This is a genomic window from Streptomyces sp. NPDC047841 (assembly GCF_040704085.1).
Taxonomy (GTDB): Bacteria; Actinomycetota; Actinomycetes; order Streptomycetales; family Streptomycetaceae; genus Streptomyces; species Streptomyces argyrophylli.
In genome coordinates this window covers 40,071-66,931 of the sequence record NZ_JBEYRP010000029.1, presented here as the reverse complement: position 1 = coordinate 66,931, position 26,861 = coordinate 40,071, and the positions used below count along the sequence as shown (strand labels likewise).

At 73.5% G+C, this 26,861-nt stretch carries 19 protein-coding genes; 9 read left to right on the top strand and 10 right to left on the bottom strand.

The window, feature by feature from the left end:
• Positions 1 to 110 precede the first annotated feature (110 nt).
• The 4 genes from smpB to ftsE form a co-directional block, all read right to left on the bottom strand.
• Positions 111 to 653, bottom strand: a complete 543-nt coding sequence (gene smpB / locus AB0947_RS35255; protein WP_366754476.1) for an SsrA-binding protein SmpB — start codon at positions 651 to 653, stop codon at positions 111 to 113.
• Between the two features lie 68 nt (positions 654 to 721).
• Positions 722 to 1,909 carry a S41 family peptidase gene (locus AB0947_RS35250; RefSeq protein ID WP_366754453.1) on the bottom strand — a complete coding sequence of 396 codons (1,188 nt, stop codon included), beginning with the start codon at positions 1,907 to 1,909 and terminating at the stop codon, positions 722 to 724.
• Positions 1,910 to 1,977: 68 nt separating this feature from the next.
• Positions 1,978 to 2,895 carry a permease-like cell division protein FtsX gene (gene ftsX / locus AB0947_RS35245; RefSeq protein WP_171155745.1) on the bottom strand — a complete coding sequence of 306 codons (918 nt, stop codon included), beginning with the start codon at positions 2,893 to 2,895 and terminating at the stop codon, positions 1,978 to 1,980.
• 42 nt (positions 2,896 to 2,937) lie between these two features.
• The gene (gene ftsE / locus AB0947_RS35240; RefSeq protein WP_030610589.1) at positions 2,938 to 3,627 is read right to left on the bottom strand and encodes a cell division ATP-binding protein FtsE; all 690 of its coding nucleotides are present in this window, start codon (positions 3,625 to 3,627) and stop codon (positions 2,938 to 2,940) included.
• A gap of 261 nt (positions 3,628 to 3,888) precedes the next feature.
• On the opposite strand from ftsE, the gene AB0947_RS35235 reads away from it, so the two are divergent.
• The gene (locus tag AB0947_RS35235) at positions 3,889 to 4,089 is read left to right on the top strand and encodes a hypothetical protein (protein ID WP_366754452.1); all 201 of its coding nucleotides are present in this window, start codon (positions 3,889 to 3,891) and stop codon (positions 4,087 to 4,089) included.
• Positions 4,090 to 4,165: 76 nt separating this feature from the next.
• Here AB0947_RS35235 and AB0947_RS35230 read toward each other — a convergent pair whose 3' ends face one another.
• The 4 genes from AB0947_RS35230 to AB0947_RS35215 all read right to left on the bottom strand — a co-directional run bounded on the left by AB0947_RS35230 (position 4,166) and on the right by AB0947_RS35215 (position 9,628).
• Complete coding sequence (locus tag AB0947_RS35230; RefSeq protein WP_366754451.1) at positions 4,166 to 5,092, bottom strand: hypothetical protein; 927 nt, start codon at positions 5,090 to 5,092, stop codon at positions 4,166 to 4,168.
• Positions 5,093 to 5,387: 295 nt separating this feature from the next.
• Positions 5,388 to 6,494, bottom strand: coding sequence for a peptide chain release factor 2 (prfB, locus tag AB0947_RS35225; RefSeq protein ID WP_366754450.1), 1,107 nt, complete (start codon positions 6,492 to 6,494; stop codon positions 5,388 to 5,390).
• A gap of 83 nt (positions 6,495 to 6,577) precedes the next feature.
• Entirely contained in the window at positions 6,578 to 7,804 is a 1,227-nt protein-coding gene (locus tag AB0947_RS35220; RefSeq protein ID WP_366754449.1) for a serine/threonine-protein kinase, read from the bottom strand.
• A gap of 111 nt (positions 7,805 to 7,915) precedes the next feature.
• Positions 7,916 to 9,628, bottom strand: coding sequence for a serine/threonine-protein kinase (locus tag AB0947_RS35215; RefSeq protein ID WP_366754448.1), 1,713 nt, complete (start codon positions 9,626 to 9,628; stop codon positions 7,916 to 7,918).
• A 396-nt stretch (positions 9,629 to 10,024) separates the two neighbouring features.
• On the opposite strand from AB0947_RS35215, the gene AB0947_RS35210 reads away from it, so the two are divergent.
• The 7 genes from AB0947_RS35210 (at position 10,025) to AB0947_RS35180 (ending at position 24,351) form a co-directional block, all read left to right on the top strand.
• Positions 10,025 to 13,591 carry an FHA domain-containing protein gene (locus tag AB0947_RS35210; protein ID WP_366754447.1) on the top strand — a complete coding sequence of 1,189 codons (3,567 nt, stop codon included), beginning with the start codon at positions 10,025 to 10,027 and terminating at the stop codon, positions 13,589 to 13,591.
• A gap of 231 nt (positions 13,592 to 13,822) precedes the next feature.
• Complete coding sequence (locus tag AB0947_RS35205; RefSeq protein WP_366754446.1) at positions 13,823 to 15,202, top strand: ABC transporter substrate-binding protein; 1,380 nt, start codon at positions 13,823 to 13,825, stop codon at positions 15,200 to 15,202.
• Positions 15,203 to 15,272: 70 nt separating this feature from the next.
• The gene (locus AB0947_RS35200; protein ID WP_366754475.1) at positions 15,273 to 16,553 is read left to right on the top strand and encodes a sugar ABC transporter permease; all 1,281 of its coding nucleotides are present in this window, start codon (positions 15,273 to 15,275) and stop codon (positions 16,551 to 16,553) included.
• A complete protein-coding gene (locus tag AB0947_RS35195) occupies positions 16,550 to 17,458 on the top strand; it encodes a carbohydrate ABC transporter permease (protein ID WP_366754445.1) in 909 nt (302 codons plus the stop codon). Before AB0947_RS35200 ends, AB0947_RS35195 begins: the two co-directional genes overlap by 4 nt.
• A gap of 150 nt (positions 17,459 to 17,608) precedes the next feature.
• The gene (locus tag AB0947_RS35190) at positions 17,609 to 19,816 is read left to right on the top strand and encodes a bifunctional glycosyltransferase family 2 protein/CDP-glycerol:glycerophosphate glycerophosphotransferase (protein WP_366754444.1); all 2,208 of its coding nucleotides are present in this window, start codon (positions 17,609 to 17,611) and stop codon (positions 19,814 to 19,816) included.
• A gap of 125 nt (positions 19,817 to 19,941) precedes the next feature.
• Positions 19,942 to 22,143 carry a CDP-glycerol glycerophosphotransferase family protein gene (locus tag AB0947_RS35185; protein WP_366754443.1) on the top strand — a complete coding sequence of 734 codons (2,202 nt, stop codon included), beginning with the start codon at positions 19,942 to 19,944 and terminating at the stop codon, positions 22,141 to 22,143.
• 6 nt (positions 22,144 to 22,149) lie between these two features.
• Positions 22,150 to 24,351: a CDP-glycerol glycerophosphotransferase family protein gene (locus AB0947_RS35180; protein ID WP_366754442.1), complete on the top strand. Its 2,202-nt coding sequence runs from the start codon at positions 22,150 to 22,152 to the stop codon at positions 24,349 to 24,351.
• A gap of 67 nt (positions 24,352 to 24,418) precedes the next feature.
• Here AB0947_RS35180 and AB0947_RS35175 read toward each other — a convergent pair whose 3' ends face one another.
• Positions 24,419 to 24,832, bottom strand: coding sequence for an organic hydroperoxide resistance protein (locus AB0947_RS35175; RefSeq protein WP_366754441.1), 414 nt, complete (start codon positions 24,830 to 24,832; stop codon positions 24,419 to 24,421).
• Between the two features lie 101 nt (positions 24,833 to 24,933).
• Here AB0947_RS35175 and AB0947_RS35170 point away from each other — a divergent pair, with 101 nt between their 5' ends.
• On the top strand, positions 24,934 to 25,398 hold the full coding sequence (locus tag AB0947_RS35170) for a MarR family transcriptional regulator (protein WP_366754440.1): 465 nt from the start codon (positions 24,934 to 24,936) through the stop codon (positions 25,396 to 25,398).
• On the opposite strand, the gene AB0947_RS35165 is transcribed toward AB0947_RS35170, so the two are convergent.
• Entirely contained in the window at positions 25,346 to 26,824 is a 1,479-nt protein-coding gene (locus AB0947_RS35165; protein ID WP_366754439.1) for a glycosyltransferase family 39 protein, read from the bottom strand. The genes AB0947_RS35170 and AB0947_RS35165 overlap by 53 nt on opposite strands.
• Positions 26,825 to 26,861 lie beyond the last annotated feature (37 nt).

Here is a 26,861-nt window from a genome sequence, read left to right as displayed (position 1 = left end):
CCCTCTGTGGAGTGCACTGCCATCGTACGTGACCAACGCCCGACGATGCCAGCCTATTCCCGTCGGCCCGAAGGCCCGTCGGGAAGAAGGCCCGTCGGCCCGTCGGCCGGCTAGTGGCCGCGCTGCCTGCGCTTGGCCGCCGCGATCGCCCGGTCCGCCTCCCGCCGGTCCTGCTGCTCCCTCAGCGTCTGCCGCTTGTCGTACTCCTTCTTGCCCCGTGCGAGGGCGATCTCGGCCTTCGCCCGGCCGTCCTTGAAGTAGATGGCCAGGGGCACGATCGTGTGTCCCGTCTCCTGGGCCTTCGACTCCAGCTTGGCGATCTCCTCGCGGTGCAGGAGCAGCTTGCGCTTGCGGCGCGCGGAGTGGTTGGTCCAGCTGCCCTGGTGGTACTCGGGGATGTGGGCGTTGTAGAGCCACGCCTCGCCCCGGTCGATCTGGACGAAGCCGTCGGTCAGCGAGGTCCGCCCCTCGCGCAGCGACTTGACCTCCGTGCCCATGAGCACGAGCCCGGCCTCGTAGGTGTCGATGATCGCGTAGTCGTGGCGGGCCTTCTTGTTCTGGGCGACGATCTTGCGCTTGCCGCCCTTCTCGCCGTCCCTGGCCTTGTCGGCCCCGCCGCCCTGCTTGGGCTGGGACTCCTTCGGTACGTACATTCCCTTGCTCATAGTGCCCACCATTTTCGCACCACACAGGGGGTGTGCGTACAGCCGATTACGCGTGGCTACGACGGGTCGCCCAGCCCGGTGAGGACCGTCTCGGCCCGTGGCAGGGCCTGCTCGGGCCCCGCCTCCAGGTCGGGGGTGATGCCCCGGCCGTCCACGGTGCGGCCGGCAGGGGTGCGGTAGTGGCCGACGGTCAGCTCGGCCACCGAGCCGTCGGGCAGCTCGGTCGGCATCTGGATCGAGCCCTTGCCGAAGGTGCGGGAGCCGATCACCACCGCGCGGCCCCGGTCCTGGAGGGCCCCGGTGAGCAGCTCGGCCGCGCTCATGGTGCCGCCGTCGACCAGGACGACCAGGGGGCGGCTGGTGTCACCGCCGGAGGCCGCGTGCAGGGCGCGCTGGGCGCCGTCGACGTCGTAGGTGGCGACCAGGCCGCCGTCCAGGAAGGCGGAGGCGGTGTCCACGGCCTCGGTGAGCAGGCCGCCGGAGTTGCCCCGCAGGTCCAGGACGGTGCGGCCGTCGGCGGGGACGGCGCGCAGCGCCTCGCGGACCGCGTCGGCGGAGCCCTTGGTGAACGCGGCGACCTTGAGCACGGTGACGCCGTCGGGCAGCCGGCGCACGGTCACGGAGTCGGTGGACAGCCGGGCCCGGTGCAGGGTCTCGGTCCACGCGCGCGTGCCGCGCTCCAGGCCGAGGGTGACCGTCGTACCGGCCGGGGCGCCGTCGCCGACCCCGCGCAGGGCGTCGCCGCGGAGCAGGGCGACCACCTCGGTGACCGGGCGCCCGTCGACCTTCCTGCCGTCGATGCTGCGCAACCGGTCGCCCGCCCTGATCCCGGCGTCGGCGGCGGGCGAGCCGGACTGCACCCGGGTCACCTCGATCCCGCCGTCCGCCTCCTGCCGCGCCCACAGGCCGACACCGGTGTACCGCCCGTCGAGCGCGTCCTGGAACTCCTCGTACTCGCCCTCGGAGTAGACCGCGGCCCAGCGGTCCCCGCTGCGGCTGACGGCCCTTTCCGCCGCCTCCATCGGGGACTTGCCGTCGGCCATCGCCTCCGCGGCGGCCCTCTCGACGGCCTCGTGCCGGGCGGTCGGGCCCGCGGGGCCGGCGGCGGACCTCCGCGCCGGAACGTCGGATTCCGGGAAGGAGCCGGTGGCGGCACCGGCGATCAGCACACCGGCGAAGACCAATGTCAGGGTGGCCCCACGGCGGACGCGGCGGGGCTGACAGAACAGGTCACGGCCTGACATGGCGGCGAGTCTAGGGCAACGCGAAGGGGCCGTACGGCCGGAAGCCCGTACGACCCCGTTGGCATGCGTCACACCTTCAGATACTTGCGCAGGGCGAAGAACGCGGCGAGCGACGGCATCAGGACACTGGTGGCCAGGATCAGCGGCAGCTTGGTCAACACCGCGTCCCAGCCGACGAAGTTGATGAGCGTGAGCTTGTGGGACAGCTCCATGCCGTGGTCGATGGTGAAGTACCGGCCGACCACGAGCGCGATGCAGGCGAGGCCGCCGCCGATGAGTCCGGCGACCGCGGCCTCGGCGATGAACGGCGCCTGGATGTAGAAGCCCGAGGCACCGACCAGGCGCATGATCCCGGTTTCCCGCCGTCGGCTGAACGCCGAGACGCGCACGGTGTTGACGATCAGCAGGAGCGCGACGATCAGCATCATCGCCATCACGCCGAGCGCGCCCCGGTTCATCAGGTTCAGCAGCTGGAAGAGGTTGTCCAGGATGCCCTTCTGGTCCTGCACCGACTGCACGCCGTCCCGCCCGTTGAACGCGGACGCGATCACCTGGTACTTCTGCGGGTCCTTGAGCTTGATCCGGTACGACTCCTGCATCTGGTCCGGCGTCAGCGAGCCGGCCAGCGGAGAGTTGCCGAACTGCTCCTTGTAGTGCTTGTACGCCTCGTCCTGCGACTCGTAGGTCACCTTCTCGACGACCGGCATCTTGTCCAGGTCCGCGAGGATCTGCTTCTTCTGGTCCTCGGTGACCGCGCCCTTGGCGCAGTGGACGTCGTTCTCCGCGTCGTGCTTGTTGCACAGGAAGATCGAGACGTTGACCTTGTCGTACCAGTAGCCCTTCATGGTGCTCACCTGGTCGCTCATCAGCAGCGAGCCGCCGAACAGGGCCAGGGACAGGGCGACGGAGACGATGACGGCGAAGGTCATCGTCAGATTGCGGCGGAGACCGACACCGATCTCCGACAGGACGAACTGGGCGCGCATGGCGGGTTCTTCAGGCCTTTCCGGAACTGGGTGCTGGTGCGGTCAGTGCTGGTAGCCGTAGACGCCGCGGGCCTGGTCGCGGACGAGGCGGCCCTTCTCCAGCTCGATGACGCGCTTGCGCATCTGGTCCACGATGTTCTGGTCGTGCGTCGCCATGATGACGGTCGTGCCCGTCCGGTTGATGCGGTCGAGCAGCTTCATGATGCCGACGGAGGTCTGCGGGTCGAGGTTGCCGGTGGGCTCGTCGGCGATCAGCAGCTTCGGCCGGTTGACGAACGCGCGCGCGATGGCGACGCGCTGCTGCTCACCACCGGACAGCTCGCCGGGCCTGCGGTCCTCCTTGCCGCCGAGCCCGACGAGATCGAGCACCTGCGGCACGGACTTGCGGATCTCGCCGCGGGACTTGCCGATGACCTCCTGGGCGAAGGCCACGTTCTCCGCGACCGTCTTGTTCGGCAGCAGCCGGAAGTCCTGGAAGACCGTGCCCAGCTGGCGGCGCATCTGCGGCACCTTCCAGTTGGACAGCCGCGCGAGGTCCTTGCCCAGCACGTGCACCTGGCCGTGGCTGCACCGCTCCTCGCGGAGGATGAGCCGCAGGAAGGTGGACTTTCCGGAGCCGGAGGACCCCACGAGGAAGACGAACTCGCCCTTCTCCACCTCCAGGGAGACATCCCTGAGTGCGGGGCGGGTCTGCTTGGGGTAGACCTTGGAGACATTGTCGAATCGGATCACGGATGCACCACGGGTCGCCGGGGGTAGATGAGCGTGACCATACGCGAACCGGGCGTGCCGGCGCAGTCGCGGGTTGAGGTTGGCAAGACTTGTACGTTTTTGTACCGGCCGCTTCCCGCGCCCCGTTCCCGGAGGCCCCGCGCACGCGCCGCGGGAACCTGGCACAGTGGAAGGGAAACGAAGGACGACGGGAACGCGGGGGAACGTTCTCGTGGCCGTGAGCGTTGTGCATGTGATGGCCGGTGCAAGGAGGGCGAGCGCATGACGTACGACCGGTTGGTGTGCGCGAACTGCGCGGCGCCCGTGAGCGAGGGCCGGTGCCCGGTGTGCCGTGCCAACCGCGAGCGACTGCAGCAGGAGGGCTTCTTCCAGGGCCTGGGCGGGTTGAACCCGATGGCGCTGATCGCGCTGCTGGCGGTGCTGATCGCCGCGGTGGCGCTGCTGGCGCACCAGACGGCCTGACGGAAAGCGTCACAAGGGCCCGGAGCCGAGGCTCCGGGCCCTTACGCGTGTGCCGTGCGTGACCTCGCGGATACGGTCAGGCGGCGGCGCCGCGGCCGCTCACCAGGCGCGGCAGGATGCGGAAGCCGATGCCGCCGGCGATCATCGTCGCGGCGCCGACGAGCAGGAACGCGGTCTGGCCGGCACCGGTCTCGGCGAGCTGCTTGTCGCCGCCCTGGACCGAGGTGTCGGAGCCGGTGTCGGTCAGCGCCGAGGAGCCCTCGTCCTGCGGGACGTTGTTGTTGCCGCCGTCGGGAATGGTGTTGTTGCCGGTAGTGCCGGAGGTGCCGGTGTCACCGCTCGTGCCAGTGGTGCCACTCGTACCGGTGTCACCGGTGGTGCCGGTCGTACCCGTCGTGCCGCTGTCACCACTGGTGCCGGTCGTGCCCGTGGTGCCGGTCGTGCCCGTGGTGCCGGTCGTGCCCGTAGTGCCGGTCGTGCCCGTAGTGCCGCTGTCACCACTGGTGCCGGTCGTGCCGGTGGTACCGGTCGTGCCCGTAGTGCCGGTCGTGCCGGTCGTGCCCGTAGTACCCGTGGTGCCGGTGTCGCCAGTAGTACCGGTGGTGCCGGAGTCACCAGTGGTGCCTGTGTCGCCCGTAGTACCGGTCGTACCCGTGTCACCGCTGGTGCCGGTGGTACCGCTGTCACCGGTGGTACCGCTGTCACCGGTGGTGCCGGAGTCACCGGTGTCACCGTTCGTCCCTGACCCGCCGTCCGCGCTGCCACCACCGTCGGTCCCCAGGGTCGTGCCCTCGGTCACGCCGATGGTGGCGCCGCCGTCGGCGGTGCCACCGTCCGTGTTGCCGCCGTCGGCGCCGACACCGCTCACGCCGAGGCTGATCGGACCGGCCTGGACACCGAGGTCCAGCGCGGAAGCCGCGCCGGCGGCCGTCAGCGACGCACCGGCCGCGATCACGGCGCCGGCGGCTATCCGCGCGACCCGGATCCGCGTCTTCTTCGTCATATGGTTGCTACCCCCAGTAGCTGTTCGTCAATGAGGCGGCGCGTGGGGCGTGCCGTGATCGACGGAGGCAGCTGGTGACGAAGTGGCGTCAACTCGATCCCCCGGTTCACATGCGCCCCAAGGTACGCATGCCGCGCCTCACCCTTCCGAGTTTTCACAGCAACGTCAAGGGCGTTGCGGGCGCAATGTCCGGTGGAGTGGCCTTTGCGGGGAGTAGAAGCCTGTGAGTGTGACGTAAAACCCAGGAGAACGAACAACTGCCGCCTGCGGGGCGGCAGTTGTCATGTCGACAAAGTTACTTCTCCTGCTGCTTGCGCCAGCGAATCCCGGCCTCCAGGAAGCCGTCGATCTCGCCGTTGAACACGGCCTCCGGGTTGCCCACCTCGTGCTCCGTGCGCAGGTCCTTGACCATCTGGTACGGGTGCAGCACGTACGAACGCATCTGGTTGCCCCAGGAGTTGCCGCCGTCGCCCTTGAGGGCGTCCATCTTGGCCTGCTCCTCCTGCCGGCGCCGTTCCAGCAGCTTGGCCTGGAGGACGTTCATCGCGGTGGCCTTGTTCTGGATCTGCGACCGCTCGTTCTGGCAGGAGACCACGATGCCGGTGGGCAGGTGCGTGATGCGGACCGCGGAGTCGGTCGTGTTGACGCCCTGGCCGCCGGGGCCGGAGGACCGGTAGACGTCGATGCGCAGCTCGGACTCGTCGATCTCGACGTGGTCGGACTGCTCGACCACGGGCAGCACCTCGACACCGGCGAAGGAGGTCTGCCGGCGCCCCTGGTTGTCGAAGGGCGAGATGCGCACCAGGCGGTGCGTGCCCTGCTCGACGGAGAGGGTGCCGTAGGCGTACGGCGAGTGCACGGCGAAGGTGGTCGACTTGATGCCGGCCTCTTCGGCGTACGACGTCTCGATCAGCTCCGTCTTGTATCCGTGCTGCTCGGCCCAGCGCAGGTACATGCGCTGGAGCTTCTCGGCGAAGTCGGCGGCGTCGACGCCACCGGCCTCGGCGCGGATGTTGACGAGCGCCTCACGGGAGTCGTACTCGCCGGACAGGAGGGTGCGGACCTCCATCTCGTCCAGCGCCTTCTTCACCGAGACCAGCTCGGACTCGGCCTCGGCGCGGGTGTCCGGGTCGTCCTCCTCCTCGGCCATCTCGAAGAGGACCGCGAGGTCGTCGATCCGGCCGCGCAGCGCCTCGGCCTTCCTGACCTCGGCCTGGAGGTGGGAGAGCTTGCTGGTGATCTTCTGCGCCTCGTCCGGGTTGTCCCACAGGGACGGGGCCGCCGCCTGCTCCTCAAGCACGGCGATATCTGCCCTCAGCTTGTCGAGGTCCAGGACGGCCTCGATCGACTCCATGGTCGAGGAGAGGGACTTCAGCTCTTCGGATACATCGACGACTGCCACGCCTTCCAGCGTAACGGCTGTGGCAAGCGACCCTGCCCGCCTCCCGGCCGACCGGGCCGGACGGGAGGCGGGCCGGGCCCGGGTCAGGGGGCCGACGTGCTGTGGGTGCCCGGGGCCGGCTGGTCGTCGTCCCCGCCGGAGGAGGCGAGCCAGGCGCCGACGGCCACGGCGGCGGCCACCACCACCCCGGCCACCCCGAGCGTCACCCGGCGCCGCCGCACGGCGGCCCGGTGGCGGGCCGAGCCCGGCCGGGGCGCGCCGCTGGCCCGGGGCACGCGGGCGGTCCCGTGCGCGCCCCCCGCCAGCTCGTCCGGCCCCGGCACCCGCATCGAGGTGTGCGTGTCGCGGTTGGAGTCGGGCTTGGCCCCTGGGACCAGGGACACCGCCCCCCGCCGCCGTACCGGCTCGCCCTGCGGGGCCGACGGCACGGACTCCTCCGCGCCGTCCTCGGAAGGGTCGGGCTCGTCCACGTCCAGCGGCGGCATCCCGGCCAGCGTGGGCAGCTGCTCGCGCAGCCGCGCCGCCAGCTCGGAGGCGCGCAGCCGGGAGGCCGGGGCCTTGGCCAGGCACTGCACCAGCAGCTGCCACAGCTCCTCGGGGATGCCGGGCAGCGGTACGACGGTCTCGGTGACGTGCCGCCGCAGGACCGCGCCCGGGTGGCCGCCGCCGAAGGGCGTGAAGCCGGCCAGCAGCTCGTACAGGACCGTGGCGAGCGCGTAGATGTCCACGGCGGCCCGGGGCGGCAGGCCCTCGACGATCTCCGGTGCCAGGTAGTCCGGCGTGCCGATGATCTTGGTGGCGCGGGTCCGCCGGGGCGAGTCGATCAGCTTGGCGACGCCGAAGTCGGTGAGCAGGGCGGGGTGGGAACCGCCCGGCCCGATGGGGCCCCGCATGTCGAGCAGGACGTTCTCGGGCTTGACGTCCCGGTGGACGACCCCGGCCGCGTGGGCCGCCGCCAGCGCGTCGGCGACGTCGGCGACGATCGCCACGGCCGCCTCGGGGGCGAGCCGCCGCTCCCGCTCCAGCCGGGTGCGCAGGTCGGTGCCGCGCACGAGGTCCATGACCAGGGCCAGGTCGTTGCCGTCGACCACCAGGTCGCGCACGGTGACGATGTGCGGGTGCTCCAGACCGAGCAGCGCGGTGCGCTCCTGCACGAAGCGTCCGACGAGCTCCTGGTCGGAGGCGAGGTCCTCGCGCAGCAGCTTGATGGCGACGGGGCCGTCCGGTCCCTCGCCCAGCCACACCGTCCCGGCGCTTCCCCGCCCCAGGATCTGGTTCGCGGTGTACCGGCTGCCGATCTTCCGTGCCAAGACTGCTCCTACAGACGCGTGTTGTCGCCAAAACTACGCGTCCGACGAGCCAACCTTCACCGCGGAGACGGAAATCACCCGGCAGATGTCGACAAATCTCCGAACCAGCGGTCAGTTTCCGCTGCCGGAACCGCCGAGGTCCTTGATCCAGCCACCGGCCTTGCCGATCCAGTCGGACATCTGGTCCCAGTAGCCCTTGCCGGTGCCGATCCAGTCCTGCAGCGGGGTCAGCTCCCAGACCAGCCAGCTCGCCACGATCAGGATGACGATCGTGAACAGGCAGCCCTTCAGGCAGCCCAGTCCGGGGATCTTCATCCGGTTGGCGCTGCGCTGCCGGGGTTCCCGTGGCTCCCGCGCGGGCCGCTGCGGCTCCGGCGGGGCGGGAGGCGCGTACCGCTGGGGCTGCCGGGGCTCCTGGGGCGGGGCGTACTGCTGGGGCTGCTGTTGCGGATAGCCGTACCCGGCGCCCTGCTGCCGGCCGCGCGGCTGCGGCTGCTGCGGACGGCCCTGCGGGGCCGGGCGCGGCTGCTGCTGGGGGCGGGCCACCTGCCGCTGGGGGCGGCGGCGCAGCGGGTCCTCGTCCGGGCCCAGGTACTGGATCTGCGTCTGCTCGTTGCGGTCGCGGGCGGCCCGCAGCTGGTTCTGCCAGGGGTGCGGCTGCTCGCCCTGCCCCTGCTGCCCCTGCTGGCCGTACTGCCCCTGCTGCCCCTGCGGGACGGGCGGCAGGACCGCCGTCGGGTCCGCCGCGCCCGTGTTCGGCAGTACGGCGGTGGGGTCGGCGGCGCCGGCCGGGCCGCCGGTGTGCGGCAGCACGCTGGTGGCGGCATTCGGGTCGTACGCCCCCTGCGGCGCGTTCGTCGGCAGGACCTGGGTGGGGTCGGCGGCACCGGGGACGCCCGGGACCGCGGCGGGGGCCGGGTCGGGGGCGAGCAGCGCGCCGACGCCCTCGGCGGCGGCGATCTGCGCGGCGTTCGCGTGCACCCCGACGCCCTCGGCGACGACCCGCAGCCCGCGCGCGAGGTTCTCCGCGCTCGGCCGCTCCTCCGGGTTCTTGCGCAGGCAGCGCTCTATGACCGTCCACAGCGGCTCGGGGACGGTGGAGGGGCGGCGCGGTTCGGCGCTCAGGTGCTGGTGCAGGACCTCGAGGGCGGAGCCACCGGAGAACGGCGGACGTCCGGTGACCAGCTCGTACAGCAGGATGCCGGCGCCGTAGACGTCGACGGCGGAGGTCTGCGGGCGGCCCTCGGCGGACTCCGGCGCCACGTACGCGGGCGTGCCGACGAACTCGTGGGTGCGGGTCAGGCCCGGGGAGTCGGCGAGGCGGGCGATGCCGAAGTCGGTCAGCATCGGGTGCATCCGGCCGCCGTGCTGCATGAGCAGCACGTTGGCGGGCTTCAGGTCGCGGTGGACGACGCCGTCGGCGTGGCTCGCGGCGAGGGCGTCGGCGATCTGGGCGGTCAGCAGGGCCGCGGCGACCGGGGTGAAGGGGCCGTTCTCGCGCAGGTAGCGGTGCAGGTCGGGGCCGTCGACGAGGTCCATGACCAGCGCCAGCAGATCGCCCTCGACGACCAGGTCGCGGACCCGGACGATGTTCGGGTGGGTGAGCCGGAGCAGCACGGAGCGCTCGCGCAGGAAGCGCATCACGATGTCCGGGTCGCTCGCCAGCTCCTCCTTCAGGACCTTGATCGCGACGGTCTCCCCCGGCTGTCCGGGCACGGCCGCCTCGGCGCCCGCGGTCTCACGCTGGCGGGCACGCCAGACGGTGCCTGTGGCACCGCGTCCGAGCGGTTCCTCAAGCAGGTATTTGCTGCCGACTGGCCGCACGTCTCGCGCTCCCTGCTGGTCGCTGTTGCTTCGCTTGCCTGCGTTCCGGTGTTCCGACCCACTGTAGGCCGTGCTCCACGGCACCACGTACGCGTTCCCGAGCACGTTCGCTGGCTCGACGGGAAGACGCGCGGCCCGGTCCGCCGGTTGCCGGGGACCGACGTGACCGATCTCAACTGATCACCTGTGACGTGTTGGTCAGGCATTTTTGGGGGCAGAGCCGACCAATCAAGATCACTTCTGCCCGGGTCACGGGCGCGTTGTCGGTGGCAGGTGCGAGGATGCGTGCAGCAGCTCCCTGGGATGCCTTCAGTGGCTGCTGGCCGACGTGCTCGTGCGGGGGTGGGGGGAAGTCCGCGCCCGCGCAGATCCGCGCAGAAGGGACCGCTGACGCCGATGCAGATCCGGCTGACCGTCGTAGACCCGCTCGGCCCGTCCCCGCAGCGGGGCCGCGCCGCGAGCCGCGACGTGCTGGTCACGGCTCCCGCGGGCACGGAGCTGGCCGCGGTCGCGTCGGCGCTGGCCGGGGCGGTCACCGCGGAGGGCGGCACGGGGCGGGAGGCCGGCGGCGCGTCCGTGGTGCTGTACGCGGGCACCGAGCGGCTCGACCCGCGCCGCAGCACGCTCGGCGAGCCTCCGCTGGTCGACGGCGCCGTGCTGTCCCTGGGCGCCCCGGCGGCCCCCGAGCCGCATCCCGAACTGGACGACGCGCCGACCCGGCTGCACGTGGTCGCCGGCCCCGACGCGGGCGGGGTCCATCTGCTGCACGGCGGCCGGATCACGGTCGGCCGCTCCGCCGACGCCGACGTCCCGCTGGACGACCCCGACGTCTCCCGTCTGCACTGCGTGGTCACCGTCGGCGCGGACGGCCGGGTCTCGGTCGCCGACCTCGGCTCCACCAACGGCACGTCCCTCGACGGCGTACGGGTGACGGAGCGGCCGGTACGGGTGCCCGCCGGGGGCCTGCTGCGGATCGGAGAGTCCGCCCTGCGGGTGACTCCGTCCGGGGGACCCGGGATGCGGGTGCGGACCATGGCCGACGGTGAGGGGTGCGTACGGGTCGCCGTGGGCGAGGAGCGGGGCCCGTCGGACGCGGGTCCGCCGGGGGCCGGTGCCGCCGTGCCGCCCGCACGGACGCCCTCCTCCGGAGTGAGCGGTGCCGGTGAGGCCGGAGGGGCTGCCGGTGGCGCGGGGCACCCGCACGGCGCGGCGCCTTCCGCCGGCGGGCACTCCGGTGCGTGGGCCTCCTCCGGCGGTGCCCGGCACGCCTACGACCCCCACGGCTCCGCCGGCTGGGACGCCGGGGCCCGGGAGCACCGGCGCGGGCAGTCGCCCGTCGTGCCGGGGCAGGCGGGCGCGCCGGGCGTGGAGAGTCCCGGCGGTGGCTCGGCCGGCGCGTTCCGCCCGGTGTCCGGCGCGGACACGCACGCGGGCCGGTCCGGGATCGCCGGGACCGGTGCCGAGGACACGGGGGCGCGCGGGCGCGACGGCACCCCGCTCGGGGGCACCGGCCTCCCGCACGGTGTCCGGCGGCGCGGGCTCGGCGCCTGGGCGCGCCGGCTGGCCGGCGGGCGCGGGGAGCAGCCGTCCGGCCCGCAGGCGTACGACGGTACGGCCGCGCCCGCCGGCGGCGCCCCGCCGGACGACGCCCCACGGCAGCCGGAGACCTGGCCGGACCCGGCCGCGCTGCTGCTGACCGCGCTCGGCCCCGGGCCCCGGCTGTGGGAGCGCGGGCCGGGACACCCCGAGGCGCTGACCGTACGGCTCGGCACGGCCGACCGGAGCACGCCGGACGGCTCGGGCCTGCTGCCGGCGGTGCCGGTGACGGCCGCGCTGCGGGAGGCGGGCGCGCTGGGTCTGGCCGGTCCGCGCCCGAGGCTGTCCGGGCTGGCCCGCGCGGTGCTGGCCCAGCTCGCCGCGCTGCACTCCCCCGACCTGCTGGAGATCGTGCTGATCAGCGCGGACCACGCACGGCCGGTGGCGGACCGTACCGCCGAGTGGGCCTGGCTCGGCTGGCTCCCGCACGTCCGTCCGGGCCACGGCCAGGACTGCCGGCTGCTGCTGGCCTACGACCGTGAGCAGGCGGCGGCCCGCACACAGGAACTGCTGCGCCGGGTGGAGGACCACGCGGCGACGGGCCGCGCGACGGCCCACCCGGCGCCTGCGCGCGACGCGGCCGCCCCGGCCCCGTCCGGCACCGGCATCCACCACGGACCGGACCCCTCCCCCGCGACCTACGACGGGCCCCAGGGGACCCATGAGGCGTACGGGACCTACGGCGGCCCGGGGCACGCGGTGCGCCCCGCCGGCCCCGGCACGCCCGGCGCACCCGCCGCTTCCCCCGCCCACACCGAGCCCCCCGCCCGCCGCCCCTCCTGGGCCAGGGAGACCTCCGGTGCCGGCGGCGGCTTCGGCGGACCGTTCACCGTGGTCGTCGTGGACGGGGACCCCGGCGGGGCCGCGCTGCGGGACGCGCTCGCGCGGCTGGCCGTGGCCGGGCCCCGCGCCGGGGTCCACGTGGTGTGTCTCGCCGAGACCCCGACCGCGTCGCCGGCCTCCCCGGTGGCGGAGACGTACGAGGCCGCCTGCGCGGTGACGCCCACGTTCCGGCACTGCGGTGCCGTGGCGCTGCTCGGCGGGGACGTCGCCGCCACGCTGCGGCTGACGCGGGTCGCGCCGGGCGGTCCGGTCGGCCCCGGTTCGCCCGCCACCGTCGACGCCGTCTCCGCCGCCTGGGCCGAGCGGTTCGCGCGGGCACTCGCACCGCTGCGTCCGGACGGCCCCGCCGGCGAGCACCACGCGCGCGTGGCGGTGCCGCTGCCCCAGTCGGCCCGGCTGCTGGACGAGCTGGGGCTGGCCCGGGCCACCCCCGCGTCGCTGATGGCCCGCTGGGCCGACGCGGCCGACGACACCCGGTCGCTGGGCGGGCGGGCCCGCGCGGTGCTGGGGGCCGGGCCGCGCGGACCGGTCACCGTCGATCTCGTGGCCGACGGGCCGCATCTGCTGATCGAGGGGCCGGCCGGCAGCGGCCGTACCGAACTGCTGCGGGCCGTGGTCGCCTCGCTGGCCGCCGCCGAGCGGCCGGACCGGCTGGCCATGGTCCTGCTCGACGGCCGGGACGGGGTCGGCACGGGCGCCGGCCGTGGTGAGGGCCTGCGCGTGTGCACGGACATACCGCATGTGACCACGCACCTCATCGCCAACGACCCGGTCCGCATGCGGGAGTTCGCGCAGTCGCTGGCCGCCGAGCTGAAGCGCCGGGCGGAGCTGCTGGGCCGGACCGACTTCGCCCAGTGGCACGCCGGACAGGAGGTGTCCGGCCGGCTGGTCGCCCAGCGCACGCCCCACCCCGGTGCCGCGTCCTCCTGCGGTGACATCGAGACGCCCCCCAGCTCGACCCTGCGGCTGCGGCCGGGTGCCGCCGCCCGGCAGCGGGCCGCGGCCGTGGCGCCGTTGCCCCGGCTGGTGGTGGTCGTGGACGACCTGGACGCACTGGTCTCCCCGGCGCTCGGCTCGCCGGGCCGGCCCGCCGCCGGATCGGTGATACGGGCGCTGGAGGCGGTTGCCCGGGAGGGCGAGCGGCTCGGCGTCCAGCTGGTGGCGGCGGCCGGGACCGGCGGCCGTACGGCGGAGTCCGAGCCGGCGCGCCGGGCCGCGCTGCGCGTCACGCTGGACGCCCCGCAGCCGGGGCCGGACCAGCCGGCGCCGGGCCGGGGCACGCTGGTGTACGCGGACGGGCGGGCCACCGGTTTCCAGGGCGGCCGGGTGACGGGCCGTATCCCGCGGACCGCGACCCAGCGGCCCACGGTCGTCCCGCTGGACTGGGAGCGCATGGGCGACCCGCCGGCCCGCCGGCCCGTGCGGGAGCTGGGCAACGGCCCGACCGACCTGGCGCTGCTGGCGAGCGCGGTGGAGCGGGCGGCCCGTGAGGTCGCGGCGGCGGAGGTGCCCTCCCTGCTCTGACGGAACCCCGTCACCCCTCCAGGCGAACCCGGCCCCTCCCCGGCCGGCCCCCGGCCCGCGTGCCGTCATAGATCCGGGGGCATGCACCCCTGGTCACGAGCCGGTCACGATGAGCCGGTGGACACCGCAGGCGCTCTTGCCCACCCGTCGCGGCCCGGCGTACACCGGACCGCACGGGACAGAGTTCTGACGTTCAACAACGTTCAACGGAGAACGACGAACGGGGAAGTGATGCGCAGCAAGAGCAGCACGTTCCGGTCACACAGGGCCGTCACCACACTCGCCGCACTGCTGACGGGAGCGCTCGCGCTCTCCGCCTGCTCCGGCGGTGACGACGACAAGAAGGACAACGGGGACAAGAGCAGCGGGGCCACCGGCTCCACCGTCACTCTGCCGAAGCTGGACGGCGCCCACCTGGAGGTGGCCGCCGTCTGGACCGGCGGGGAGCAGGCCAACTTCAAGAAGGTCCTGGCCGAGTTCGAGAAGCGGACCGGCGCCACGGTCACCTTCGTTCCCGCGCAGGACCCCATCATCAATTTCCTCGGTTCGAAGATCGCCGGTGGCCAGCCGCCGGACGTGGCGCTGCTGCCGCAGCCCGGCGCGATCAAGCAGGCCGTCGAGAAGGGCTGGGCCAAGCCGCTCGGGGCCGGGGCCCAGCAGGAGCTGGCGAAGAACTACTCGCAGGGCTGGCAGGACATCGGCACGGTCGGCGGCAAGCAGTACGGCGTCTACTACAAGGCCGCCAACAAGTCGCTGATCTGGTACAACGCCAAGGTCTTCGAGAACGCGGGCGCCCAGGAGCCGAAGACCTGGAAGGACCTGCTGACCGCCGCGCGGGCCGTGTACGACTCGGGTGTCACCCCGTTCTCGGTGGCCGGCGCGGACGGCTGGCCGCTGACCGACTGGTTCGAGAACGTGTACCTGTCGCAGGCGGGGCCGGAGAAGTACGACCAGCTCGCCCAGCACAAGATCAAGTGGACCGATCCGTCGGTGAAGCAGGCACTGACCACGCTCGCCGAGATCTGGGGCAGGAAGGACTATCTGGCGGGCGGTCAGAAGGGAGCGCTGCAGACGGAGTTCCCGCAGTCCGTCACCCAGACCTTCACCGGCGGCGACCAGCCGAAGTCCGCGATGGTCTACGAGGGCGACTTCGTGCAGGTGAACATCGGTGAGACCAAGGCGAAGGTGGGCACGGACGCCAAGGTGTTCCCGTTCCCCGCGGTCGGCGCGGGCGCGCCGGTGGTCTCCGGCGGTGACGCGGCGGTGATCCTGAAGGACTCCAAGGCGGCACAGGCCCTCGTCACCTTCCTCGCCTCGCCGGACGCGGCCACGATCCAGGCGAAGCTCGGCGGCTACCTCTCGCCGAACAAGAACGTGCCGATCTCGGCGTACCCGAACGCGGTGCAGCAGAAGATCGCCAAGGCGCTGATCGCGTCCGGTGACGACTTCCGCTTCGACATGTCCGACCAGGCCCCGCAGGCCTTCGGCGGGACGCCCGGCAAGGGCGAGTGGAAGGACCTCCAGGACTTCCTGAAGAACCCGAAGGACGTGGCGGGCGCCCAGGCGAGGCTGGAGAAGGACGCGGCCGCGGCCTACGGGAACGGGGGCTGATCCGGCCATGGCGTCGGCAGCGGCGGCCGGGGCCCCACCGGGCCCCGCCGCGCCCCGCAGTCGCAAGAGCGTGACCGGCACCCGCAGGACCGTGGCGGCGCTGTTCCTGCTGCCCGCGCTGGTGCTGCTGGGCGCGCTCGTGGTCTACCCGATCGGGTACTCGCTCGTCCGCAGTTTCTCCAACGCCTCCGGTGACGGCTTCGTCGGCTTCGACAACTACAAGACCCTCTTCACCGACGACGGTATCCGCACCGCGCTGAAGAACAACGTCCTGTGGGTGGTGTTCGCGCCGACGGTCTCCACCGCGCTCGGCCTGGTCTTCGCGGTGCTGACCGAACGGGTGCGCTGGGGAACGGCGTTCAAGCTGGTCGTCTTCATGCCGATGGCGATCTCCATGCTGGCCGCCGGGATCATCTTCCGGCTCGTGTACGACCAGGACCCGGACAAGGGCGTCGCGAACGCGGTGTGGGTCGGCGTGCACGACACGTTCGCGCAGTCGTCGGCGTTCCCGAAGGCGCACCCGGGCCGCGAGTCGCCGCTCGTGGCCCAGGGCGGGGGCTTCGTCACCAAGACCGCCGTGCACGCCGGGCAGCCGGTCGCCCTGCCGCTCGTCGGCGTCGCCCCGGACCGGTTGCCGGGCGACGCGAAGAAGGCGGCGGCCGCGCGGCCCGAGCCGGGGAAGGTCACCGGCACCACCTGGCAGGACTTCACCCGCGGCAAGGGCGTCGGCAAGCTCGGCGCGCCCGACGCGTCCGAGGTGGGCTACGCCGGGATGCGGATCGAGGCGGTGAAGGACGGCCGTGTGGTCGCCTCGACGAAGGCGTCCGGCGACGGCACCTTCACCCTGCCCGCGGCGGCCGACGGGGCTCTGCTCCGGTTGCCCGCGAGCAACTTCAAGGAGCCGTACAACGGGGTCGACTGGCTCGGCCCGGCGCTGGTCACCCCGGCGATCATCGGGTCGTACGTGTGGATGTGGGCGGGCTTCGCGATGGTGCTGATCGCGGCCGGGCTCGCGGGCGTGCCCCGGGAACTGCTGGAGGCGGCACGGGTGGACGGCGCCACCGAGTGGCAGGTGTTCCGCAAGGTCACCGTGCCGTTGCTGGCACCGGTGCTGGCGGTCGTCGTCGTCACGCTGATGATCAACGTGCTGAAGGTGTTCGACCTGGTGTTCATCATCGCGCCGGGCTCCTCCCAGGACGACGCGAACGTGCTGGCGCTGGAGCTCTACCGCAAGGGCTTCGCGGAGAGCCAGCCGGGCATCGCGAGCGCGATCTCGGTGTTCCTGCTGCTGCTGGTGATCCCGGTGATGCTGTTCAACATTCGTCGGCTCAGGCGGGAGGTGCGGCGATGACGGCGACCGCCGGACGCATCGGGAAGGCCGATCCGGTCGGGACGGTGAAGGCCAGGCAGTCGGTCGCCTCCCGGATCACGGAACGGCTGGGCGGCGGACTGGTCCGCGTGGTCCTCGTCCTCGTGGGCCTGTTCTGGCTGGTGCCGACCATCGGCCTGCTCGTCTCCTCGCTGCGCACCCCGCAGGACATGAGCGCCGGCGGCTGGTGGACGGTGTTCACCGAGCCGTCCCAGCTCACCGTGGACAGCTACCGGAAGCTGCTGGAGAACCCCGACATCACCCACTCCCTGGTGAACACGGTGCTGATCACGGTTCCGGCGACCGTCCTGGTCGTGGTGATCGGGGCGCTGGCCGGGTACGCGTTCGCGTGGATGGAGTTCCCGGGCCGGGACTGGTGGTTCCTGGGCGTGGTGAGCCTGCTGGTGGTGCCCGTGCAGGTGGCGCTCATCCCGATCGCCGAACTGTTCGGCAAGCTCGGGCTGTTCGGGACGATCCTCGGGGTGATCCTGTTCCACACCGGCTTCGGCCTGCCGTTCGCGGTGTTCCTGCTGCGGAACTTCTTCGCGGAGATCCCGCGCGAGCTGCTGGAGGCGGCCCGGCTGGACGGCGCCGGCGAACTCCGGCTGTTCGCACGGGTGGTGATGCCGCTCGGCGGGCCGGCCATCGCGAGCCTCGGCATCTTCCAGTTCCTGTGGGTGTGGAACGACATGCTGGTGGCGCTGGTGTTCACCAAGTCGGGCACCCAGCCGATCACGGTGGCGTTGCAGACGCAGGTACGGCAGTTCGGCAACAACATCGACGTGCTGGCGCCCGGCGCGTTCATCTCGATGGTGATCCCGCTGGCCGTGTTCTTCGCGTTCCAGCGGCAGTTCGTGTCCGGGGTGATGGCGGGCGCGGTCAAGTAGCCGGGGCGGGACATCTCGGGGCGGGCCGCCCGCGGCCCGCCCCTTCGCGTTCCCCCGTTGTCGCCCGAATGCCGCAGGGGGCCGTAACCAAGTCACTCCATCGGCCGTTCCCGGGCAGAACGCCCGCGCCGACCGACCCATGGATGTCCAGTGCCCAGGTTCAGTGTCATCGTCCCCGCGTACAAGGTCCAGGCGTACCTCCCCGAGTGCCTGGACTCGGTGCTCTCACAGTCGTTCCCCGATCTGGAACTGATCGCCGTGGACGACCGCTCACCCGACGCCTGCGGCGCGGTCATCGACGAGTACGCGGCCCGGGACGCGCGCGTGAAGCCCGTCCACCTGGCCGTCAACCAGGGGCTGGGGCGGGCCCGGAACGCGGGGCTCGCCGAGGCCACCGGCGACTACCTGGTCTTCCTGGACGGCGACGACACGCTCACCCCGGACGCGCTGCGGGCGGTGGCCGACCGGCTGGAGGAGACCGGCGACCCGGACGTGCTGGTCTTCGACTACGCGCGCACCTACTGGGACGGCACCCGGGTGCGCAACCAGCTCGCCGCCGAGCTCGCCGAGCAGGGCCCGGCGCCGTTCCGGCTGGAGGACCGGCCGGGGCTGCTGCGGGTGCTGATGGTGGCCTGGAACAAGGCGTACCGACGGGAGTTCGTCACCCGGCACGGCTTCACGTTCCCGCCGGGCTACTACGAGGACACCCCCTGGACCTTCCCGGTGCTGCTGACGGCCGAGTCGCTCGCCACCCTGGACCGGGTGTGCGTGCACTACCGGCAGCGCCGGCGGGGCAGCATCCTCGGCACCACCAGCCGCAGCCACTTCGACCTGTTCGAGCAGTACGACCGGGTGTTCGCCTACGTCGAGGAGCGGCCCGAACTGGCACGCTGGCGCCCCGAGTTGTACCGCCGGATGGTCGACCACTACGCCGTGGTGTTCACCAGGCCGGACCGGCTGCCGCGCGGCAGCCACGGCGAGTTCCTGCGCCGGGCCCGCGTCCACTGCCGCCGCCACCGCGTGCCGGGCACGCGCCTGCGGCTGCGGCACGGCCTGGTCCGCTTCGGGCTGCACCGCACGTTCCGGGCGCTGCGGCTGGCCGCGGCCGTCCGCCGGCGCGTGCCGAGGGCGGCGCTGAGGCTCGCCCGCGCCCTGCGCACCGGCGCGCTGCGGCTGCACTACGGCGTCCAGCTGCGGCTGCCGCTGCGGTCCGACCGCGCGGTGTTCGCCGCCCGGGAGGGGTACGGCGACCCGGCCGCGCTGGAGGAGGCGTTCCGGACGCACGCCCCCCGGCTGCGCACGGCGTGGGTCGCCACGCCCGGGGGCGCGGTGCCGCCGGGCCCGCGCCGGCTGACGCCCGGCACCGCCGCCTACTGGACGGCGCTGGCCCGCTCCCGCTACCTGGTCAGCGACGCCCGCTTCGAGCGGCGGCTGCGCAAGCGGCCCGGGCAGGTCGTCGTGCGGGCCCTGGAGGGCACCCCCCTCGGGCACGCGGGCCTGGACCTGCTGGAGCGCCCGGCGGCGGCCCGCGGCCTGGATTTCGCGGAGCTGCTGCGGGACGTCGACCAGTGGGACTACGTCCTGTCCGGCAACCGGCACGCCACCCTGACCTGGGAGCGGGTCCTGCCGGGCGGCTACACCACGCTGGAGTACGGGCTGCCCCGCAACGACGTCCTCCAGCGGGCGACCGCGGCGGACGTGGCCCGGCTGCGGGCGTCGCTGGGCGTCCCGGAGGGCGCGGTCGCCGTCCTGTACGCGCCCGCGCACCGCGACCACCGGCGCACCCAGCAGCCCCTGCTCGACCTGGAGCGGATCGTGCGCCGCCTCGGCCCCCGCTACGTGATCCTGGCCCGCACCCACGCGCCCGCCGGGGGCGCCCGGGTCATCGACGTCTCGGGCCACCCGGACCTGGCGGAGCTGTGCCTCGCCTCGGACGCGCTGCTCACCGACTACGCGCCGGTCCTGTTCGACTACGCGAACCTGGACCGGCCGATCGTGGTGCACACCGAGGACTGGGCGGCGTACGAGGCGTGCCGTGGCGCCTACTTCGACCTGCGCCGCTTCCCGCCGGGCGCGGTGGCGCGCAGCGAGGACGAGCTGATCGACATCTTCGCCTCCGGGCACTGGCGCGGCTCGCGCTCGGCTCAGCTCCGGGCGGCGTTCCGGGAGCGGTTCTGCCCGTGGGACGACGGGCACGCCGCCGAGCGGGTGGTGCGGCGGGTGGTCCTGGGCGAGACGGAGCCGCCGCCCGCGGTACCGCCGCCGGACCGTACTCCGGCCCCGTCGTCCTGCGCGCGCTCCCCGCTGGCCACCGTGCCGCAACCTTCCGGCCCCGTCCCCGTCACCGAGAGCCGCTGAACGGCGTTGGTCATACCGGGAGTTCCCATGCCCCTCGGCTCGACGCGGCCCACCCCGAGCCGGCCGTCCACCTGGCGTCCGGCGGGACGGCCCGGCCGCGTCCGCAAGACGACAGAAAGAACAGAATGCCCCGTTTCAGCATCATCGTCCCGTCCCACGGGGTCACCGGCCGGCTGTCCCAGGCGCTGGACTCGGTCCTCGGCCAGTCCTTCGGCGACCTGCAACTGATCCCGGTCTGCGACGCCCCCGACGCCCCGGCCGCCGAGGTCGCCGCCGGGTACGCCGAGCGGGACTCCCGGGTGACCCCCGTGCACTCGCCGCCGTCCGCCGGGCTGAGCGGGGCGCGCAACGCCGGCATCCGGGCGGCGACCGGCACGTACCTGCTGTTCCTCGACGGCGACGACCTGCTGCTGCCGGGCGCGCTGGCGGCGCTGGACGCCCGGCTGTCCGAGACGGCCGGCGTGGACGTGCTGTACGCCGAGCACGAGCGCGCCCCGTGGTGGGAGGGCGAGCCGACGAACCCGGCCGCGCCGCTGCTCGCGGGGGCCCCGAAGGGCGCCTTCGCCCCCGCCGACCGGCCCGCGCTGACCGGCGTCCAGCTGCCCGCGTGGAGCGCCGTCTACCGCCGCGCCTTCCTCGCCGAGCGGGAACTCGCCTTCCCCGAAGGGCACTTCACCGACCTCGGCTGGGGCGGGCTGGTGACCGTCGCCGCCGAGCGGATCGCGGTGCTGCGCCGGACCGTCGTACGGCACCGGGTGCGCCGCCAGGGCAGCCGGCTCAATCTGCCCGGGCCGCACCAGCACACCCTGCTGGACCAGGTGGAGCGGGTGCTGACGCGGGCGGCCGAGCGCGCCCTGCCGGCCGAGCGGACGGGGCCGCTGTTCGACCAGCTCTTCACCGTGGTGCTGAAGACGGCGTCCCGGCCGGAGCGGCTGCTCGCCGGGCGCCGGGCGTTCTTCCGCCGGGCGGCCCGCCTCTACCGACGGCACCGGCCGGCCGGCCACCGGGTGCCGGGCGGCAGCCTGGGCGTGCAGCACCGGCTGCTGGCGGCGGGCGCGTACACGGCGTTCCGCGCCCTGCGCGGCGCCAACCGGGCGGCCGGCGGCGCCACCGGCCGGCTGCCCCGCCCGCACAGCGTACGCACCCGGCTGCGCTACGCCCGCGACCTGCGCCGCCCGCTCGACCCGAACCTCGCGGTGTACTGCGCCTACTGGGGCCGCGGCTACGCCTGCAACCCGGCGGCGATCCACGCCAAGGCCCGGGAACTCGCCCCGCACATCCGCTCGGTGTTCCTGGTCGAGGCCGGCCAGGAGCACGCCGTGCCGGGGGACGTCGAGTACGCGGTGATCGGCTCCCGCCGCTACTGGGAGGTGCTGGCCCGCGCCACGTACCTGATCAACAACGCCAACTTCGCCGAGGGCGTCGTCAAGCGGCCGGGCAGCGTGCACGTGCAGACCCAGCACGGCACCCCGCTGAAGACGATGGGCGTGGACCAGTCGACGTACCCGGTGGTGGCCGCGCGGTCCGGCAGCTTCGCCAAGCTGCTCGGGCGGGTCGACCGCTGGGACTTCAACCTGTCGTCCAACCGCCACTCCACCCAGATGTGGGAGCGCGCCTTCCCCGGCTCCTACGAGCACCTGGAGTACGGCTATCCGCGCAACGACGTCTACTACACGGCGACCGCGCGGGACGTGGCCCGCATCCGGCGGGAGCTGGGCGTCCCGGAGGGCAGGACGGCCGTGCTGTACGCGCCGACCCACCGCGACCACCACAGCGGCTTCGAGCCCGGCCTGGACCTGGAGGCGTTCTGCGCGGCGGCCGGCGAGGACGTCGTCGTGCTGCTGCGCGCCCACTACTTCTACGACCGGGGCGGCGTCCGGGGCTCCGGGCGGATCATCGACGTCACCGCCCACCGCTCCGCCGAGGACGTGTGCCTGGCCGCGGACGCGCTGGTCACCGACTACTCGTCCATCATGTTCGACTACGCCAACCTGGACCGGCCGATCGTCGTGTACGCCGACGACTGGGACGTCTACCGGGAGACCCGGGGCGTCTACTTCGACCTGATGGCCGAGCCGCCCGGACCGGTCGCCCGGACCCCCGAGGAGCTGGCCGCCGTCTTCCGCGACGGCTCCTACGCCGGCCCGGAGGCCCGGGCGCTGCGGGCCGCGTTCCGGGAGCGGTTCTGCCAGTTCGACGACGGGCGGGCCGCCGAACGGGTCGTGCGGCGGGTGCTGCTCGGCGAGCCGCCGGAGGCGGTCCCGGCCGTGATCCCGCTCGCGGAGCGCATCCCCGCCCCCGCCGCCGCGACCCTCGTGAGGAGCTGATCCGCCGTGCCCCGCTTCAGTGTGATCGTGCCCTGTTTCAAGGTGCAGGGGTTCCTGCGCGAGTGCCTGGACTCGGTGCTCGGCCAGTCCTTCGGCGACTTCGAGCTGATCGCCGTGGACGACTGCTCCCCGGACGGGTGCGGCGCGATCCTGGACGAGTACGCCGAACGCGACCCGCGCGTGACGGTGCTGCACCTGCCGGAGAACGTGGGCCTCGGCCGGGCCCGCAACGCGGGCATGCCGCACGCCACCGGCGACTACCTCCTCTTCCTGGACAGCGACGACACCCTCACCCCGGGCGCGCTGCGGGCCGTCGCCGACCGGCTCACCGAGGCCGGGGACCCGGACGTGCTCGTCTTCGACTACGCGCGCACCTACTGGTGGGGCGGCACCCGGCGCAACGTCCTCGCGCACGTCCTGGCCGAGGCCCCCGGCACGTTCGCCGTCTCGGAGTACCCGCAGGTCCTCGACCTGCTGATGGTGGTCTGGAACAAGGTCTACCGGCGCGAGTTCGTCACGGAGCACGGCTTCGCGTTCCCGCCGGGTTACTACGAGGACACCCCCTGGACGTTCCCGGTCATGCTCAGCGCCCGCCGGATCGCCGCCCTGGACCGGATCTGCCTGAACTACCGGCAGCGCCGGCAGGGCAACATCCTGTCCACCACCAGCCGCAAGCACTTCGACATCCACGACCAGTACGAGCGGGTCTTCGCCTTCGTGGCCGAGCGGCCGGAGCTGGCGGCCTGGCGGCCGTACCTGCACCGCAAGATGGGCGAGCACTGCCTGGACATCCTGGCCAAGCCGGACCGGCTGCCGCCCGCCGACAAGGCCGAGTTCTTCCGGCGTACGGCGGAGATGTTCCGCGGGCACCGGCCGCAGGGCGCCCCGGTGGACGGCGAGGTCGCCGTGCTGACCGGTTCCTGGGCCGGGTACCGGGTCAGGCGGCAGGCGGCGCGGGCCGGGCGGGAGGCGGCCCGGCGGGCGGAGCGGGCGCGCCGGGCCGCCGCCGCGCGGGCCCGCACCGGCTGGACGGCCCTGCACGCCCGCCGGCCGCTCGACGAGAACCTCGTGGTCTACTCGGCGTCCTCGCACCGGGGCGTGCTCGGCGACCCGGCGGCCGTCCACGCCGCCGCCCGGGAGATCGCCCCGGGGCTGCGGGGCGTGTGGGTGGTGCGGGACGCGGAGACGGCCGCGGGGCTGCCGGCCGACGTCGAGCACGTGATCGTCGGCTCCCGGCGCTACCTGGAGGTGACCGCGCGCGCGAAGTTCTTCGTCAACGACGTCAACTGGCCCGGCGGCCTCGCCAAGCGCCCCGGCAGCGTGCACATCCACACCCATCAGGGCACCCCGCTGAAGCACCTGGGCGCCGACCTGCTGGACAAGCCGGGCGCCCGGCTCGGCTTCGACGTGCCGCAGATGCTGCGCCGGGCCGACCGCTGGGACTACAGCCTGGTCGCCAACCGCCACTCCGAGCTGGTCTGGGAGCGGGCCTACCCCTGCCACTTCACCTCGGTGCGCACCGGCAGCCCGCGCAACGACGTGCTGGTGAACGGTGGTCCCGGCGATTTCCGGGAGCGGCACGGCATCCCGGCGGACCACACGGTCGTGCTGTACGCGCCGACCCGCCGGGACTACCGTCGCGGCGGGTACGTGGAGCGGTTCGACCTCGCCCGGTTCGCGGCCGACCTCGGCGAGGGGCACACCCTCGTGGTCCGGCTGCACCCGTCACTGGCGAACGGTCACGCGCGCGGCATGGGCCTCGCGGAGCTGGCCAGGCGCGGGGTCGTGGTGGACGCGACCGACGAACCGCGGCTGCCGGACGTGCTGCTGGCGGCGGACGCGCTGGTCACGGACTACTCGTCCGTCATGTTCGACTACGCCAACCTGGACCGGCCGATCGTGGTGCACGCCGACGACTGGGCCGCGTTCACGGCGAGCCGGGGCACCTACCTCGACATCACCGCCGAGCCGCCCGGCCATGTCGCGCGCTCCTACCGGGAGCTGGCGTGGCTGTTCGCCTCGGGCGCGTGGCGGGACGAGGAGTCGGCGCGGCTGCGCGCGGACTTCCGTGCCCGGTTCTGCGCGTACGAGGACGGGCGGGCCGCCGAGCGGGTCGTACGGTCCCTGCTGCTGGGCGAGCCGATGCCCGCCCCCGTGCCGCGGATCCCGGGCCAGGCGGCCTCCCCGGACGCGCTGACGTCGGCGTAGCGGGGCCGCCAGGGACACGTGAGGGGGCCGCCCCGGCCGGGGCGGCCCCCTCAGGTGTGCGCGGTGCCTACTCGACGACCAGGTCGACGTCGATGTTGCCGCGGGTGGCGTTGGAGTACGGGCAGACCTGGTGGGCGCTCTCGACGAGCTTGCGGCCGGTCTCCTGGTCCAGGGTGTCGGGCAGCTCGACGCGCAGGGTCACCTTTAGCCCGAAGCCCTCGCCCTGCTTGCCGATGCCGACCTCGGCGGTGACGGACGCGTCGCTGACGTCGACCTTGGCCTGGCGCCCGACGAGTCCGAGGGCGCTGCCGAAGCAGGCGGCGTACCCGGCGGCGAAGAGCTGCTCGGGGTTGGTGCCCTCGCCGTTGCCGCCCAGCTCCACCGGCGGGGCCAGCTTGAGGTCGATCTTGCCGTCGGAGGAGACGGCGCGGCCCTCGCGGCCGTGGGTGGCGGTGGCGACAGCGGTGTAGAGCGCGTCCATGAAGACCATCCCTCTGGGGTGTGCGGTTCGTTGCGAGCACTAGTAGAGCACACAACTGAGTTGCGCACAACTAAATGGGCCGCAAGAGCTATCCTGGAGCCATGACCTACACGGAGTGGCTGCGACTGGACCGCCAGATCTGCTTCTCGCTGCACGCGGCGTCCCGCGCCTTCAACGGCGTCTACCGCCTGATCCTCAAGGACCTCGGGCTCACCTATCCCCAGTACCTCGTGATGCTGGTCCTGTGGGAACAGGGCGACCTGCCCGTCAAGAAGCTCGGCGAACAGCTCCGGCTCGACTCCGGCACGCTGTCCCCCCTCGTCAAGCGGCTGGAGGGGGCCGGTCTGGTGCGGCGCGAGCGCAGCGCGCAGGACGAGCGCTCGGTCCGGGTCCACCTCACCGAGGAGGGCACGGCGCTGCGCGAGCGGGCCCTGGAGGTGCCCCCGCGGATCATGGCGGCGACCGGCCTCGACCTGGCGGAGGTCGTCGACCTGCACGCCCGCCTGGAGCGGCTCACGACGGCCCTGGACGCGGCGGCGGAGGCTGAGGCGCGAGCAGCGGGATGACCGGGCGGACGTACAGCCGTACGGTCACCGGGCCCCGTACGGTTTCGTCCTGGCAGAGGAACTCCCGCCCCAGCACGTCGGTCTTCGCACGCTCGACGGGACCGCCCGGTGCCCCGCGGCCGGTGAGCAGCTTGCGGTCCGCCACGACCCACACCCGCTCCACCCGCGCCAGCCTGCGCCGCACCTCCGCCGGTCCGGCCTCCCTCCCGTACAGCGTCCCGGACCCGGCGGCCCCCGCCACGAGCGCCACGTCCCGGGTCCCCCGGAACGCCCCCGGGTAGGTGAGCGCCACGTTCCGCGCCGACGCCGGCACGAACAGCACGGGATCGCCCGGCTCCACTCCGCGCGCGACCGCGCGGGAGACGGCACCGAGATCATCCGGCCGGCTGCCCGGGTCGCGGTCCTGCCGCAGGAGCGGGAACTGGTGGAGGAGGGAGAGGGCGACGGCGAGGACGCCGGTGAGGGGGACCGCGGGGAACTGCGTGAGCGGCCACCGTCCCACCGCGCCCGCCACCCGCTCGGCCCCCGACGCCACCAGCAGCGGCGCCCCCGACAGCGCGTAGAGCACGTACCGGTCGACGTACAGCGGCGAGAACTGGGACGCCAGCATCAGCACCGCCGGCGGCACCACCACCAGCGGCAGCGCCACTCCGGCACACGTCGGTTCCCCCCGCCGCCCGACCAAGCCGACCAGCCCCACCACGGCCAGCGCCAGACACACCCAGAACACCTCGTCCGTCGGCCCCAGGAACCTGCGCAGCAACCTTTCCGCTGTGTCCGCCGTAGGCGTGCGCAACCAGGCCACCTGCGCCGACTGCCCCCGCGAGACCACCACCATCGGCACCAGCGCGACCACGACCGCCGCCGCCGCGCTGGCCCACCCCCGCCACACCCGCGCCCCGGTCCGCGCCAGTGCCAGCGACACCGCGTGGGCGAGGAGCAGCAGCACCGCGAACTCGTGCAGCCAGCAGGTGAGTGCGAGGACCGCGCCGTACGGCCACCACGACCTGCACCGCACGGCCCGGACGAACAGCAGGGTCGCCGCGGTGGCGCCGGCCGCGACCAGGGCGTAGGAGCGGCCCTCCTGCGCGTAGTGGCCGGCCATCGGCGCGACGGCGTAGAGCAGCCCGGCCCACAGGCCGACCCGCGGCCGGGCCAGCCGGGCGCCGAGGGCGGCCACCAGGCCCGCCGTGAGGGTCGCCGCGCACACCGACGGCAGCCGCAGGGCGACCTCGCCGGGATGGACCGCGAGGACCGGCCGCAGCAGCAGGTAGTACAGGCCGTGCACCGCGTCCACGTCGTGCAGCAGGAGCCAGATCCGCGGCACCGTACGCCGCCCGACCTGGAAGCTGACGGCCTCGTCGCGCCACATGCCGCCCCGGTCCAGGCCCCAGAGCCCGAGCGCGAGCATCACCAGCGCGGGCACGCCCACGACGGCGGCCCGGTGGAGCCGGGTGGGCCCG

What these genes read in the sequence shown, in the direction of transcription:
- AB0947_RS35230 (WP_366754451.1), bottom strand. Translation starts at nt 5,092, where the DNA reads ATGACGAAGAAGACGCGGATCCGGGTCGCGCGGATAGCCGCCGGCGCC.
- ftsX (WP_171155745.1), bottom strand. Translation starts at nt 2,895, where the DNA reads ATGCGCGCCCAGTTCGTCCTGTCGGAGATCGGTGTCGGTCTCCGCCGC.
- AB0947_RS35170 (WP_366754440.1), top strand. Translation starts at nt 24,934, where the DNA reads ATGACCTACACGGAGTGGCTGCGACTGGACCGCCAGATCTGCTTCTCG.
- AB0947_RS35185 (WP_366754443.1), top strand. Translation starts at nt 19,942, where the DNA reads ATGCCCCGTTTCAGCATCATCGTCCCGTCCCACGGGGTCACCGGCCGG.
- AB0947_RS35235 (WP_366754452.1), top strand. Translation starts at nt 3,889, where the DNA reads ATGACGTACGACCGGTTGGTGTGCGCGAACTGCGCGGCGCCCGTGAGC.
- AB0947_RS35250 (WP_366754453.1), bottom strand. Translation starts at nt 1,909, where the DNA reads ATGTCAGGCCGTGACCTGTTCTGTCAGCCCCGCCGCGTCCGCCGTGGG.
- AB0947_RS35205 (WP_366754446.1), top strand. Translation starts at nt 13,823, where the DNA reads ATGCGCAGCAAGAGCAGCACGTTCCGGTCACACAGGGCCGTCACCACA.
- smpB (WP_366754476.1), bottom strand. Translation starts at nt 653, where the DNA reads ATGTACGTACCGAAGGAGTCCCAGCCCAAGCAGGGCGGCGGGGCCGAC.
- AB0947_RS35210 (WP_366754447.1), top strand. Translation starts at nt 10,025, where the DNA reads ATGCAGATCCGGCTGACCGTCGTAGACCCGCTCGGCCCGTCCCCGCAG.
- AB0947_RS35175 (WP_366754441.1), bottom strand. Translation starts at nt 24,832, where the DNA reads ATGGACGCGCTCTACACCGCTGTCGCCACCGCCACCCACGGCCGCGAG.
- AB0947_RS35195 (WP_366754445.1), top strand. Translation starts at nt 16,550, where the DNA reads ATGACGGCGACCGCCGGACGCATCGGGAAGGCCGATCCGGTCGGGACG.